This window comes from Aureimonas sp. SA4125 (genome assembly GCF_019973775.1).
GTDB lineage: Bacteria > Pseudomonadota > Alphaproteobacteria > Rhizobiales > Rhizobiaceae > Plantimonas.
In genome coordinates, this window is the sequence record NZ_AP025032.1 from 1,336,464 (window position 1) to 1,349,478 (window position 13,015).

A 13,015-nucleotide genomic window follows, 5' to 3' on the forward strand; every position below is an offset into this window, starting at 1 on the left:
GCCGCCGGAACCGCGCCGCACACCTGGGAAAGCGCCAGCCGCAGACGTCCAAGGTCTGGCACCGGCGGCGGGCGCTACTGCCGCTCGGACGTCGGGACGGGTCGGTTCGCCGCGACCTTTTCCGCGCCGATGGGCCTTGCGTCGTCGAACAGCGCGCCGATCCCGACGAGAAGCTTCTGCGTGGCGGAGTTCAGCGAAAGCTGCCGGACCGGTCGAGGGCTGCCGCCGCCCTCCGCCGCGTCCGCGACCACCGGCTCGGCGAGGGGCGGCAGATCTTCCCCGATGAACGGGATCTGCCTGAGCTCGATGCCCTGATGGGCGGCCTCCATGAAGCGCTGCCAGGTCAGAGCGGGCAGGCCACCGCCGGTCAGCTTGTTGGTCGGCCGGTAGCTGTCGTTGCCGAACCAGACGGCGGCGGTGAAGTTGCCGGTGAAGCCGACGAACCAGGCGTCGCGATAGGCCTGGGTCGTGCCGGTCTTGCCGGCGGCGTGCGTCATCGACAGGGCCGCCTTGCGCGCGGTGCCGCGGATCGGCACCTGCACCAGCATCTCGTTCATCGACTTCGCTGCCTGTTCCGACAGGACGCGGTGGCGTGGCGGCATGTCGCGCGCCGCGTCCCACAGGACGTCGCCGTTCGTGTCCGTCATCGTCAGGATCGCATGGCGGTGCGAGTCCATGCCGCCGGCGGGAAACACGGCGTAGCCGGTCGCCTGGTCGAGCACGGTGACCTCGGAAGTGCCGAGCGCCATGGTCTTGTCGCCGCGCAGGGGGCTTTCGACGCCCATCGCCTTGGCCATCGCCGTCACCTTGTCCACGCCGATCTTCTGGCTGAGACGCACCGGCACGGTATTGATCGACTTGGCAAAGGCGTCGGTCAGGGTGACGGTGCCGGCATAGGAGCGGCCGTAGTTTTTCGGGGACCAGTTGCCGATGGTGATCGGGCCGTCGGAGACCTTGTCGGTCGACGTGTAGCCGGCTTCCATCGCCGCGGCGTAGACATAGCCCTTGAAGGACGAGCCGGGCTGGCGCAGCGCCTTGGTCGCGCGGTTGAACTGCGACAGGCCGTAGTCGCGTCCGCCGACCATGGCGCGCACGCCGCCTTCGTCGTCGAGGACGACCATCGCCGCCTCCTCCACGCCGTAGGGCTTGCCGAACTGCTGCAGGTGATAGGCGACAGACTCGTCGGCGAGCTGCTGCAGCCCCTTGTCGAAGCTGGTGCGGGCGATGAAGTTGCGGTGCGGGATTTTTTCGGCGAGGCGCTGCACCTCGGCGAAGGCGAAGTCGAGGAAATAGTCGGGCGAGGTGGTGGCGGAGCGGTCGACGGCGGTGGCCGGCTGGCGGCGGGCGGCGACGACCTGGCCCTCCGTCATGAAGCCGGCCTGCACCATGTTGGACAGGACCTCGTTGGCGCGGGCGCGGGCTGCGGGCAGGTTGATGTGCGGGGCGTATTTTGCCGGCGCCTTGAACAGGCCGGCCAGCATCGACGCCTCGGCAAGGCTGACTTCGCGGATGTCCTTGTTGAAGTAGAACTGCGCGGCGCCCGCCGCGCCGAAAGTGCCGCCGCCCATATAGGCGCGGTCGAGATACATGCCGAGGATCTCGCGCTTGGTGAGGTTCGACTCGAGCCAGAGCGACAGGAAAGCCTCGTTGATCTTGCGGTCGATGGTGCGCTCGTTCGACAGGAAGACGTTCTTGGCGAGCTGCTGCGTCAGCGTCGAGCCGCCCTGGACGACACCGCCGGCGCGCGCGTTCTCGCTCATGGCACGGGCAAGGCCGAACAAGTCGATGCCCCAGTGCTCGAAGAAGCGGCGGTCCTCGGTGGCGAGCACCGCCTTGATGAAGGGATCGGGCATCTCTTCGATCGGGATGGCATCGGAGCGCAGGACGCCGCGGCGGCCGATCTCGTTGCCGTGCCGGTCGAGAAAGAGGACGGAGTAGTCGCTCTGCAGTGGCAGGCCGTTGGCCGTCAGCTGCATCGCCGGTTGCGCGAGGACGAGAAGAAGGACGAAGCCGGCGAGGCCGAGCGTCAGTCCCTCGCAGGAGAGCTCGACGAGGACGCGCTTGAAGCCGCGGGCGCGAAATTTGCGCGAGGCGATGGTAATCGTCTCCCAGGCCGCGGAAAAAGCGTGGGAAAAGCGCCACAGGCTGCTGTCGATCCAGGCGTCGACCTCGATCAGGCGGGTGGGAACCCAGCGTTTCGGCTTATGGGGCTGAGATGGACGCAAGTTCAGACCTGTTTTCTGTGGCGCGCGGATGCCATTTTCGCTCGGGCATACCGTCTTACCATCGCAGTCCCTTAGGCCAGCTTAAGTGGTGGGGCGGTGTGGCGACAACAAGAAAAGACACTGAGCACATGGCAGATCCTTCACCGCTGCGTGATTCCGGCAACAGGCCCTTCTGGCAGGAAAAGTCTCTGGCGGAGATGACGCCGGCCGAGTGGGAGAGCTTGTGCGACGGCTGCGGCCGCTGCTGCCTGAACAAGCTCGAGGACTGGGACACCGGCGAGATCGCCTGGACCTCGGTCGCCTGCCGGCTGCTCGACGGCGAGACCTGCCGCTGCAAGGACTATCCCAACCGCCAGGCCACCGTCCCCGACTGCATCGGCCTCACCGTCGAGGAGGTGCACACGATCAGCTGGCTGCCGCCGACCTGCGCCTACCGCCTCGTCCGCGAGGGGCACGACCTCTACTGGTGGCACCATCTCCTCTCCGGCGATTTCGAGACGGTGCACCAGGCGGGCATTTCGGTGCGCGGGCGGACGATCTCGGAGGAGGGGATGGAGACGGACGATCTGGAAGAGCATCTGGCGGATTGGCCGGGGGAGGATCCGGGGGCGGGGGTGCGGTAGGGGGCATTGTCGATGGGCCTCGTCGGCGTGCCGAGCCGCGATGGTTTCAGCGATCGACGCGGGACGGCCCCTCCGTCTGTGCCTTTCCCGGCTCAAACCTCCCCTCGTCATCCTCGCGCGGAGCGCGGGGATCCATGCCACCGACGGGCGAGAGCCAGAACCGGAGCCGTTTCAGCGCTTTATCGCCTCGGCATGGATCCCCGGCCTGCGGCCGAGGATGACGAAGCGGAGTCCTTCAGCCGCAAGCGTGAATACATCCGGCGTCTTTAAATAGGAAAATATCCCTTGACAGCGTGACGGTGCTCGCGTAGTCTCCAGCTACAGTCGGAAAAGTGCGGGCGGCGGGAGAGATCCCCTCGCCCTTTTTCATGGCCGGAGAGGTTTCATGGCGGAGGCAGACCGGGAGGAGGCGCCGTTGTCGGCGCGGCTGCTGGTGCTGCTAACGCGCGAGCTTTCTGCGCTGGAGCGGGTCTGCGAGGAAAATAGTCCTGACGACGCCGGCGAGGATAGACGCGACGCCGGAGCGAAGGGGCGGGTCGAGGCGGTGGCGCTGGTGACGCGCACGCTGGAAAAGCTCCTGGAGCTGAAGCGGCTGGAGGCGCTGTCGGCGCGCGGCGACACGGACGAGGATGCGGAGGCGGCGCGGCTGGCGACGGAGATGCTGCGGCGGCTGCGGGCGCTGGATGCCCGGCGCCGCGGCGGCGCGGTGCTGTTTGCGGCGGATGGGCGCTATCGCGGGATGGACGAGGGCGACGCGGTCTTGGCTGCGGCCTGCCACGGAGCGCCGGATGCGGCGGCCGCGGGAGGCGCATGAAACGGCGGCGGCAGCGGGTCTTTCCCGCCACGATGCTGCGCCCGGAGGTCGTGGCGGCGCGGTCCGCGAGATGGGCGGCCGCGCAGCAGGAGATCGACGAGACCGAATTCTGGCGGCTGGCCGAGGCGGAGGTTTCGGGCGCCGGCGCTTCGGTGATCGGGCGGGCGATGCCGGGCTGGCCGCTGGTGGCGCGGCCGGCGCAGCTGCCGCCGCCGGGCGACTGGCGGCAGTGGCTGATCCTCGGCGGGCGCGGCTCGGGCAAGACGCGCGCCGGCGCGGAATGGGTGCGGGCGATGGTGGAGGGTGTTCTTCCCGCCGCGACGCGCGTTCATGCGCGGATCGCGCTCGTGGCCGAAACGCTGGCCGATGCGCGCGAGGTGATGATCGAGGGCGAGAGCGGGCTCAGGGCGAATGTCGCGGGTCCGCGGCCGGTCTACGAGGCGACGCGGCGGCGCCTCGTCTTCGCCAATGGCGCCACGGCGCAGATCTTTTCCTCGGAGGATCCGGAATCGCTCCGGGGCTATCAGTTCGACGCCGCCTGGGGCGACGAGCTGGCGAAATGGAAGCATGCGGAAGCCTGTTTCGACAATCTGCAGCTGGGCCTGAGGCTCGGCGCGCGGCCGCGGGCGCTGTTCACGACGACGCCCCGACCGGTGCCCTTGTTGCAGCGGATGCTGGCGGAGGCGGGATTTTTGGGTGGGGCTGCCGGGCGCGGCGATGGCGCGGTCCCGGCAGGCGAGCCCCGCGGGGCTGGCGGGGTTGGCGAGGCTGGGCTGCCCCTCTCTGGCCTGTCGGCCATCTCCCCCCGGCGGGGGGAGAAAGACGTGGCTCCCGGCTTTGGCGGGACGGTGGTGACGCACATGCGCACCGACGAGAATGCCGGCAATCTCGGGGCGGGGTTCGTCGAGGCGATGGAGGCGCGATACGGCGGGTCGCGGCTGGGACGGCAGGAACTGTTCGGCGAGATGATCGCGGCGCGCGAGGATGCGCTGTTCGACCGCGCGGCGATCGACCGGCAGAGGGTCCGGGCGGCGCCGGAGCTTCGGCGCATCGTCGTCGCGGTCGATCCGCCGGCGACGGCGACGAAACGGTCGGACGCGTGCGGGATCGTGGCTGCGGGCATTGCGGCGGACGGGACGATCTACGTTCTCGCCGACCACAGCCGGCAGGGCCTGAAACCGCACGAATGGGCGCGGGCGGCCGTGGCGCTCTACGAACGCCTGGAGGCGGATCGCATCGTTGCCGAGGTCAACCAGGGCGGCGACATGGTCGAGGCGGTGATCCGCACCGTCGCGCCTTCGGCGCCCGTTCGCGCTGTCCGGGCAAGCCGCGGCAAATGGGTGCGGGCCGAGCCGGTGGCCGCGCTCTACGAACAGGGGCGGGTGCGCCATGCCGGCAGTTTTCCAGCGCTCGAGGACGAAATGGCCGATTTCGGTCCCGACGGCCTCTCCTCGGGCCGCTCGCCCGACCGGCTCGACGCCCTGGTCTGGGCGGTGACGGCCTTGGCTGCGCCGTCGGCGGAGCCGCGGGTGCGGGGCTTGTAGAGGCAGGGGATCTGAGGGAATGCGCGGCCGACGCTGCTTCTTCTCCCCTCCGGGAGAAGGTCGCGGCAGCAGGATGAGGGGGCGGCGCTCGTCGATCTGCCGCTCGCGTCTTGCCGGCCACCGGCGTTCCCCTCATCGCCCTGCCGGGCCCTTCTCCCCAAAGGGGCGAAGCAGGCGCGTCGCCGTCGCGGTTGTCCTGTGCCGATGCAAAGGGAGCACCGCGCGCAGCTTTCGAAAAGACCGACATCACGGAGACATCCATGGGACTGCGAGATTTTCTGGCGGCGCGGTGGGCGCCGGCGCCCGTGGCCGCGGCCGAGGCGAAGAGCGCCGCGGGGACGCTCGTCTTCACCGGGGCGGTGCCGGATGTGGAGGGGGAGCGGCCGTATCGGGCGTTGGCGCGGGCCGGCTTCATGCACAATCCGGTGGTCTACCGCTCCGTCAGGCTGATCGCCGAGAACGCCGCGGCGATCCCGCTTCTCCTCTACGAGGGGCCGCGCGAGGTCGAGACGCATCCGATGCTGGCGCTCCTGCGCCGGCCGAATGCCGGACAGGACGGGGCGGGGCTCGTCGAGGCGCTGTGCGGCCATCTCCTCCTGTCGGGCGATGGATTTCTCGAATGCATCTCGGTCGACGGCGTGCCGCGGGCGCTGTTCGTGCTGCGGCCCGATCGGATGCGGGTGATCGAGGGACGCGACGGCTGGCCGGAGGCCTACGAATACCGTGTCGGCGGCAGTGTCCGGCGGATCGCGGCGGAGGGCGGCGAGACCGGCGGCGGTTCAGGTGAGGGTCCCGGTGCAAGACGCGACGGGCCGGGAGGACTGCTGCATATCCGCCTGTTCCATCCGCTCGCGGATACGCAAGGCTTTGCGCCTCTGTCGGCGGCGCGCGCGGCGCTCGATCTCCACAATGCCGCGGCGCGCTGGAACAAGGCGCTGCTCGACAACTCCGCGCGGCCCTCGGGCGCGCTGGTCTATCAGCCGGGCGAGGCGGGAAATCTGTCGCCCGACCAGTTCGACCGGCTGAAGCTCGAGCTCGAGAGCGGCTATACCGGCGCTGCCCGCGCGGGACGGCCGATGCTCCTCGAGGGCGGGCTCGACTGGAAGGCGATGGGCCTGTCGCCGAAGGACATGGACTTCATCGAGGCGAAGAACCAGGCGGCACGCGACATCGCGCTCGCCTTCGGCGTGCCGCCGATGCTCCTCGGCATTCCCGGCGACAACACCTATGCCAACTATGCCGAGGCCAACCGCGCCTTCTACCGGCTGACCGTGCTGCCGCTGATCGCACGGCTGACGGGCGCGATCGGCGACTTTCTCGCCGGCCATTTCGCCACACCCGGCCTCAGGCTCGGCTTCGACGCCGATCGCATCGACGGCCTCGGCGTCGAGCGCGAGGCGCTCTGGGCACGGGTCGGGGCGGCGGATTTCCTCAGCGAGGACGAGAAGCGCGAGGCCGTGGGCTATGGACCCCGCGGTTGACGCGCGTTGAGGTTTCCCGCCCTCGCAGGAGCGAAGCCCCTAACGGATCTGGTAGTGGATCGGCTTGAACGTGCCGCCATTGCTGGCCGGCGCCGAGCACGCCGTCAGGCCGACGACGAGGTCCATATGCGCCTTGAAGACGATGTGGTCGCCGGGCTGGCTCAGCGGCGGCAGCACCTTGAAAGTGCCGGTGGCACCGTCGACAGGAACGTTCATGAAGCAGTTGAAGGCGACGGGAATGGCGTCGTCCGCGATGCCGTAGGGCGCGAGCGCGCCAGCGAGATTGCCGTGGCAGCCGGGATGCGAGGGCTCGTTGTCGTAGCAGAGGCGAAAGGTCGCCTCGCTGCAGGGGGTCAGCAGGAAATCGTGCCGGCCGACCGTGTCGGCGACGATCTCGAGCATGACATTGGAGCGGTTGGAGTAGAGCTTGTCGCCGGTCGTGAGGTAAATGCGCTCGGCGTAGTCGAGCGTGCGGCCGGAGGAGAGCATCTCGCGGACATCGGCCTTCGACGCCGTCAGCAGATCGGCCACCTGTCCGCCGAGCGGATCGATGACGGTCAGTTCCTGGCCGGCCTTCAGCTCGAAGGCGACGCCGCTGCGGGGAGGGATGGAAAAGGTTTCGGCGCTCGTCGTCGTGTCGCTCATGGCGCGTCCTCCCGTTCGGCCGGAAGTTCTGCATCCGGCGTGGCCTTGGGGCTGGAGAACGGGCAGGCCCATTCCTCGCTCACGGCCCGGCCACTGTATTGGCGTGCCTCCGAAATCGTGCCGTGGCGGGCGAGCATGGGGTTCACGTCGCCCGCAAGCTTGATGTCGCGGTCGATGATGGTCGAGCGCAGTTTTTCGTAACGGTTCTGCTCGCGCAGCAGCTCGAACTGGTTGTGCAGGTTGAACACCATGGTCGGATGGCGGAAGCGGCGGGCCGGGCGGCTGGCACGGGGATGCAGGCCGACGACGAAGAAGGCCTCGCCGCCGAAGCTCAGCGAAAAATGCGGGTCGTCCGGATCGTGGCTGACCCGGGGATCGTGCGCCTGGCCACGCCAAACATCTTTGTCGGAAAGCGACTGGACACGCGCCCAGAGATGCTCCTCGAACGCTTCCTCGCTGAGATCGAGCGGCCCTTCGAAGACGACGGCAAAACTCGTGAAGAGCGTCGGCTCCTGGGCGTAGTCCCAGGCAAAACGCATCAGCCGATCCTGGATCTCGACGTCGTTCCACGCGCTGTCGATGCTTCGCGCCGAGTAGACGGTCATCCGCCCCTTTTGCACGGCCGACTTCGCCCCGACACAGGGGAACGACTGCTCGAGAATAAACGCCCTCAAATCATCCTCGGCCCGAAAGTCTGTCGTCGCGTCCGATTGCATCAGCATGCCGGTCTCCGTTTTGGAGTCCATGAACACCCGTCCGGCCGCGTTGTTCCGGCTTTGCGGCCCGATCCCGCCGGGAAACGGCCACTTGCGCCGGGAGGGGATGGTCTCGATGCCGTCGGCATCGGGCCGCCAGCGATACGCGTAGGAGCGACCGCTCTTTCCCCCCGGAAAAGCCCGCGCGCCGGGCGCGCCGCCGTCTCGCGCGTCCGGCAAGCGCCATCCGTCTTGCAAAAGGGAAGGGGCATCATGTCCGCAGAGCCGATTTCGGGCGTCGTATGGGGCGCCAAGCTGGCGGGAGCGGCGGCAGGTTCCGCGATCTCGATCGCCTATCTCCTGCCGCGCGGCCGGCAGGATGCCGCGGCGCGGTTCCTCGTAGGCCTCGTTACCGGCCTTGTCTTCGGCGGGCCGGCGGGGCTGGCGCTGGCGCAGCATCTCAGGCTCGGCGACGCGCTGTCGCCGGGCGAGCAGGCGATGATGGGATCGGCGGCGGCGAGCCTCTGCGCCTGGTGGGCCCTCGGCGTCATCAAGCGCTTTGCCGACGCGCTGTTCCGCACGCCGGCGGCTCCTGCCGAGCCGAGGGAGGCGGGGCAGGCGACGCCGGACGACCCGGATCGACCGAGGTCACCGACCAAGCTGCGTCGGATGGCTTCCGGTCCAGGCAGGCACGCGGACAGTCTTCGCAGCAGCAAGGGAGACCGTCGATGACGGGGCAAGCGATGGCGGTCGGCACGGGCCGGCTGACGCTGGTGCCGGACGCCGCGAGCGCACCGGCCGGCACGATCCGGGGCTATGCCAGTCTCTTCGGCGTCGTCGATCTCGTCGGGGACCGGATCGAGCCCGGCGCCTTCCTCGCCTCGCTGGCACGCCGGGGGCCCGCCCGCATCCGCATGCTCTGGCAGCACGATCCGGCGCGGCCGGTCGGCGTCTGGACGCGCCTGCGCGAGGACCCGACGGGGCTCCTTGCCGAGGGGCGGCTGGCGCTGGAGACGCAAGGTGGGCGCGAGGCCTTCGCGCTGATCGAGGCCGGCGCCGTCGACGGGCTGTCGATCGGCTTTCGCACCAAACGCGCCGTCCGCGACCGGGGCGGCGGGGGAACACGGCGCCGCCTCGTCGAGATCGACCTCTGGGAGATCTCGGTGGTCACCTTCCCGATGCAGGAGGGCGCGCGGCTCATCGATGTGCGCGCTGCGATGCCCGGGCTCGCGACGCGGCTGCGCGCCGGGGCCAGGCGCCTTCGTCCCGCGCCGGAGATCGCCGCGATCGGCCTGGCGGCGCGATCGGCCCAGACCGCGCCGGATCGGCTCTTCGGGGCACCTCCCTGAGGCCGCACGCCCGGCGTTTTCCGCCGGTTCTCGCCCACCCGACACACAAGCCAACCCCGACACACGAGCCAACCAAGGAGAAGACATGCCCGAGATCACGCTGAGCGCGCCGGAAACGAAGGCGCAGACCGGATTGCCCGCCGAGAGCGGCGAGATCGCCGCCGCCTTCGGCGAGTTCATGCAGGCCTTCGAAGGATTTCGCGGGGCGAACGACGAGCGGCTGTCGCAGATCGAGAAGCGGATGAGCGCCGACGTCGTCACCGACGAGAAGGTCGACCGCATCGGCAGGGCCCTCGACGAGCAGGAGAAGCGGCTGGAACGTCTGGTCCTGAAGGAGCTCCGGCCGCGACTTTCCGGCGGCGGCGGCGACGTCTTCGTCAGCGAGCACCGGCAGGCCTTCGAGGCCTATGTCCGCGGCGGCGACGAGAACCGGCTCAGACGCCTCGAAGAAAAGGCGATGTCGGGCCTCACCGGCGCCGATGGCGGCTTTCTCGTGCCGGAGGAGACAGAGACGGAGATCGGCCGGCGGCTCGCCGCGATCTCGCCGATCCGCTCCATCGCCTCGGTGCGCACGGTCTCCTCGGCGGTCCTGAAAAAGCCCTTCGCCATCACCGGGGCGCAGACGGGCTGGGTGGCGGAGACCGCGGCGCGGCCGGGAACGACGGCGCCGCAGCTCGCCGAGCTGAGTTTTCCGACCATGGAGCTCTACGCCATGCCGGCCGCGACCAACGCCCTTCTCGACGACGCGGCCGTCGATATCGACCGCTGGATCGGCGACGAGGTCGAGCAGGCCTTTGCGGCGCAGGAATCCACCGCCTTCGTCACCGGCGACGGCGTCGCGAGGCCAAAGGGCTTCATGACCTATCCGACAGCGGCCGAAAGCGCCTGGACCTGGGGCACAATCGGCACGGTCGCGACCGGCGCCGACGGCGGCTTCCTTCCCGGCACCGGCACGGACGCGCTGATCGACCTCGTCTACGCGCTGAAGGCCGGCTACCGGCAGAACGCCAGCTTCGTCATGAACCGGCGCACGCAAGCCGCCGTGCGCAAGCTGAAGGACGCCGACGGCAACTATCTCTGGCAGCCGCCGGCGAGCGCCGGCGCCCGCGCCACGCTGATGGGGTTCGAGACCGTCGAGGCCGAGGACATGCCCGACATCGCCGCGGACGCGCCGGCCATCGCCTTCGGCGATTTCAAGCGCTTCTACCTCATCGTCGACCGCCAGGGCGTGCGCGTCTTGCGCGATCCCTATTCGGCCAAGCCTTATGTCCTTTTCTATACGACGAAGCGCGTCGGCGGCGGGGTGCAGGATTTCGACGCGGCGAAGTTCCTCGTCTTTGCCGGCTGATCGGCAGGGCAAGCAAGCGATCGAGCGGCCGGGGCAAAATCCCGGCCGTCTTCATTTCGGGATACAGACGGGAGACACGCGATGACGCTGATCGATCTGGGCGGCATCGCCGCCGAGCCGGTGACGCTTGCCGAGGCGAAGGCCTGGTGCCGGATCGAGCGGGACGACGAGGACGCGCTCCTCGCCCGCCTCGTCGCCGCGGCGCGCGAGACGGTGGAGCGCGAGACGCGGCTCGTGCTCGTGCGGCGCGGCTTCCGCCTGGCGCTCGACCCGGTCCCCGGCGACGGCTGGATCGAGATCACGCGCCACCCGCTGCATGAGGTCACCTCGGTCGTGGCCTTCGACGGCGCGGGCGTGCCGACGGAGTTCGGGCCCGGCCAGGGGGTGATCGAGCGGGCGCTCGGGGTCGAGGCGATCCGGGTGTCGCAGGCCGTGGTGAGGGCGGCGGTCAATGGCGCCGAGATCGAGTTTACGTCCGGGTTCGCGCCGGGCACGGTGCCGGAAAACCTCGTGCTGGCGATGCAGCGGATCGTCGCCACCGCCTATGAGCTGCGCGGTGCGGTCTCGGCCGGGATGCAGCCGGCGATCGTCCCGGATGCGGCGCGGGTGCTGATCGCCCCGTTCCGGCGGGTTCTCCTGTAGTGGCGCCGCTGTTCATCGATCCCGGGCTCCTGCGTCGACGCGCGATCCTCGAAGCGGCGGACGCCGTGCCGGACGAGAGCGGCGGGGCGGCGACCTCCTGGCGCGAGGTCGCCGAGCTCTCGGTTCATGTCGAGCCGGTCTCCGTCGCGACGGAGGAGCGTTTTGGCCAGCGCGAGGCGGTGGTGACGCACCGTGTCATCTGCCGTTTCCGGTCCGACGTCGACCGCGGCATGGCCTTCCGCATCGGTGCAAGGCGCCTGCTGATCCGCTCGGTACATGACCCCGATGACAGTGGCCGCTATCTCGTCTGCCGCTGCGAGGAGGAGCGATGAGGCAGGTGTCGGCGGCAGGCCTGGCGGCGCGGTTGCGCGGGCGGGCACTGTCCCTCGCCAAGGCGGCGTCGCGACGGATCGCGGACGACGACGCGGCGCCGTTCGGGCCTCTGCCCGCGACGTCGATGCTTCGGCGGCAAGCACCTGCTTCTAAGGGAGCAGCAGGTGAGGATGCGGTCGGCAGCTCCGGAAAGATTGACGAGAATTAATCTTTGATTCACTCGACAGCCCCCGGGACACGCCATATTTCTTTGTGACACGACGGGTGAGATTGGCTGGGAAGGGTACCGCCATGGCCTATGCGAGCGCTGAGCTGCAGACGAGCATCTTCCAAACGTTGACCGGGGATGCGGCGCTGCTGTCCCTCCTGGGTGGTCCGAAGGTTTTCGACCACGTGCCCGAACGCGCCAGCTTCCCCTATCTGACCCTCGGCCGCACCACGGTCGTCGACTGGTCGACGGGCACCGAGGACGGCGCCGAACACATCCTCACGCTGCATGTCTGGGCGAAGGGCGGCGGCAAGGTCGAGACCTTCGCGATCATGGACCACGTCACGAACCGCCTGCACGACGCCCACCTGCCGCTGACCGGCCACAGCCTCGTCAACCTCCAGCTCCAGTTCGCCGAAGCCCGGCAGGAGCCGGAATCCGCGACCTATCACGGCATCCTGCGGTTCCGGGCGGTGACGGAGCCGGTGGCTTAGGCGCCAATGGGCGTCAATTACTCGTTGCCAATTCGTCGATCGACAGGCCCCTATGCAACCGTTGCGAAAGCGGAGCATATCGGGAGGCGTTTTTGTTTCATTGCGCACTGACGCAGATGGACGAAATTTCGTTCTTCCTCACCAATAACGGGGTTTGGTATGTTGCTCAGTTACCGATCGGCTTCGATGATGTAAGTATGTGTCGATACTCAATTTTCGTGGCGCTTGGCAGCATTGCGGGTTATGGCGATCACGCCAAGGAGATCATATATTGCCTGCTTGAGTATGATCCTCATACCGATCACATCTACGACATCTGGGAATCGGCGGTCGTACGGATGAAAATTCCAGAGCCGGATCATCGTGCCGCTGTGCTATCTGCCATCTGCCAAGCGATTGAGGCTTTGATTGACGAGGCTCGCCCGAGCGTCTTAACGATGGTGACCTACACGCCAAATCTACCCGCCAAGGCGCTAACGAAATACCAGCGAATTTTGCAGACACTCGCCGGCAAAGGCTATACCGTGTGGAAGACAGACGTATGGAACGGGTCTCACACATGGTTTGCGGAACGATAAAAATGCACTGGCGTTGAGCTTTCTAGTGGAAGCTGA

At 68.5% G+C, this 13,015-nt stretch carries 14 protein-coding genes; 11 read left to right on the plus strand and 3 right to left on the minus strand.

All coding sequences use genetic code 11. The features are described from left to right. Positions 1–74: 74 nt before the first annotated feature. Positions 75–2,225, minus strand: a complete 2,151-nt coding sequence (locus tag Sa4125_RS06120) for a PBP1A family penicillin-binding protein (protein WP_224004838.1) — start codon at positions 2,223–2,225, stop codon at positions 75–77. 128 nt (positions 2,226–2,353) lie between these two features. Between Sa4125_RS06120 and Sa4125_RS06125 the strand changes: the two genes are divergently transcribed. From Sa4125_RS06125 to Sa4125_RS06140, 4 genes are all read left to right on the plus strand, one after another. Continuing rightward, a complete protein-coding gene (locus Sa4125_RS06125; RefSeq protein WP_224004841.1) occupies positions 2,354–2,848 on the plus strand; it encodes a YcgN family cysteine cluster protein in 495 nt (164 codons plus the stop codon). A gap of 385 nt (positions 2,849–3,233) precedes the next feature. Next, on the plus strand, positions 3,234–3,662 hold the full coding sequence (locus tag Sa4125_RS06130) for a hypothetical protein (protein WP_224004844.1): 429 nt from the start codon (positions 3,234–3,236) through the stop codon (positions 3,660–3,662). A 167-nt stretch (positions 3,663–3,829) separates the two neighbouring features. After that, the gene (locus Sa4125_RS06135; RefSeq protein WP_224007574.1) at positions 3,830–5,206 is read left to right on the plus strand and encodes a terminase family protein; all 1,377 of its coding nucleotides are present in this window, start codon (positions 3,830–3,832) and stop codon (positions 5,204–5,206) included. Between the two features lie 260 nt (positions 5,207–5,466). After that, the gene (locus tag Sa4125_RS06140) at positions 5,467–6,687 is read left to right on the plus strand and encodes a phage portal protein (RefSeq protein WP_224004846.1); all 1,221 of its coding nucleotides are present in this window, start codon (positions 5,467–5,469) and stop codon (positions 6,685–6,687) included. Between the two features lie 39 nt (positions 6,688–6,726). Here Sa4125_RS06140 and Sa4125_RS06145 read toward each other — a convergent pair whose 3' ends face one another. Together Sa4125_RS06145 and gntA are read right to left on the minus strand one after the other, a co-directional pair. After that, positions 6,727–7,332: an urea carboxylase-associated family protein gene (locus Sa4125_RS06145; RefSeq protein WP_224004850.1), complete on the minus strand. Its 606-nt coding sequence runs from the start codon at positions 7,330–7,332 to the stop codon at positions 6,727–6,729. Continuing rightward, a complete protein-coding gene (gntA, locus tag Sa4125_RS06150) occupies positions 7,329–8,048 on the minus strand; it encodes a guanitoxin biosynthesis heme-dependent pre-guanitoxin N-hydroxylase GntA (protein ID WP_224007576.1) in 720 nt (239 codons plus the stop codon). Before gntA ends, Sa4125_RS06145 begins: the two co-directional genes overlap by 4 nt. 252 nt (positions 8,049–8,300) lie before the next feature. Here gntA and Sa4125_RS06155 point away from each other — a divergent pair, with 252 nt between their 5' ends. The 7 genes from Sa4125_RS06155 (at position 8,301) to Sa4125_RS06185 (ending at position 12,979) form a co-directional block, all read left to right on the plus strand. Then, entirely contained in the window at positions 8,301–8,759 is a 459-nt protein-coding gene (locus Sa4125_RS06155; RefSeq protein WP_224004853.1) for a DUF6107 family protein, read from the plus strand. After that, positions 8,756–9,376: an HK97 family phage prohead protease gene (locus Sa4125_RS06160; RefSeq protein ID WP_224004856.1), complete on the plus strand. Its 621-nt coding sequence runs from the start codon at positions 8,756–8,758 to the stop codon at positions 9,374–9,376. The genes Sa4125_RS06155 and Sa4125_RS06160 overlap by 4 nt, the downstream gene beginning before the upstream one ends. 85 nt (positions 9,377–9,461) lie before the next feature. Beyond that, positions 9,462–10,724 carry a phage major capsid protein gene (locus Sa4125_RS06165; protein ID WP_224004859.1) on the plus strand — a complete coding sequence of 421 codons (1,263 nt, stop codon included), beginning with the start codon at positions 9,462–9,464 and terminating at the stop codon, positions 10,722–10,724. Between the two features lie 81 nt (positions 10,725–10,805). Then, a complete protein-coding gene (locus tag Sa4125_RS06170) occupies positions 10,806–11,366 on the plus strand; it encodes a head-tail connector protein (RefSeq protein WP_224004862.1) in 561 nt (186 codons plus the stop codon). Further along, entirely contained in the window at positions 11,366–11,698 is a 333-nt protein-coding gene (locus Sa4125_RS06175; RefSeq protein WP_224004865.1) for a phage head closure protein, read from the plus strand. Before Sa4125_RS06170 ends, Sa4125_RS06175 begins: the two co-directional genes overlap by 1 nt. 292 nt (positions 11,699–11,990) lie before the next feature. Beyond that, entirely contained in the window at positions 11,991–12,401 is a 411-nt protein-coding gene (locus Sa4125_RS06180) for a DUF3168 domain-containing protein (protein WP_224004868.1), read from the plus strand. Positions 12,402–12,517: 116 nt separating this feature from the next. Continuing rightward, entirely contained in the window at positions 12,518–12,979 is a 462-nt protein-coding gene (locus Sa4125_RS06185; protein WP_224004871.1) for a hypothetical protein, read from the plus strand. Positions 12,980–13,015: the final 36 nt, after the last annotated feature.

Bases quoted from the DNA above. Each gene is read 5' to 3' on its own strand.
- Sa4125_RS06135 (WP_224007574.1), top strand. From the start codon at position 3,830: ATGCCGGGCTGGCCGCTGGTGGCGCGGCCGGCGCAGCTGCCGCCGCCG.
- Sa4125_RS06125 (WP_224004841.1), top strand. From the start codon at position 2,354: ATGGCAGATCCTTCACCGCTGCGTGATTCCGGCAACAGGCCCTTCTGG.
- Sa4125_RS06160 (WP_224004856.1), top strand. From the start codon at position 8,756: ATGACGGGGCAAGCGATGGCGGTCGGCACGGGCCGGCTGACGCTGGTG.
- Sa4125_RS06140 (WP_224004846.1), top strand. From the start codon at position 5,467: ATGGGACTGCGAGATTTTCTGGCGGCGCGGTGGGCGCCGGCGCCCGTG.
- gntA (WP_224007576.1), bottom strand. From the start codon at position 8,048: ATGCAATCGGACGCGACGACAGACTTTCGGGCCGAGGATGATTTGAGG.
- Sa4125_RS06170 (WP_224004862.1), top strand. From the start codon at position 10,806: ATGACGCTGATCGATCTGGGCGGCATCGCCGCCGAGCCGGTGACGCTT.
- Sa4125_RS06165 (WP_224004859.1), top strand. From the start codon at position 9,462: ATGCCCGAGATCACGCTGAGCGCGCCGGAAACGAAGGCGCAGACCGGA.
- Sa4125_RS06130 (WP_224004844.1), top strand. From the start codon at position 3,234: ATGGCGGAGGCAGACCGGGAGGAGGCGCCGTTGTCGGCGCGGCTGCTG.
- Sa4125_RS06180 (WP_224004868.1), top strand. From the start codon at position 11,991: ATGGCCTATGCGAGCGCTGAGCTGCAGACGAGCATCTTCCAAACGTTG.
- Sa4125_RS06155 (WP_224004853.1), top strand. From the start codon at position 8,301: ATGTCCGCAGAGCCGATTTCGGGCGTCGTATGGGGCGCCAAGCTGGCG.
- Sa4125_RS06145 (WP_224004850.1), bottom strand. From the start codon at position 7,332: ATGAGCGACACGACGACGAGCGCCGAAACCTTTTCCATCCCTCCCCGC.
- Sa4125_RS06185 (WP_224004871.1), top strand. From the start codon at position 12,518: ATGGACGAAATTTCGTTCTTCCTCACCAATAACGGGGTTTGGTATGTT.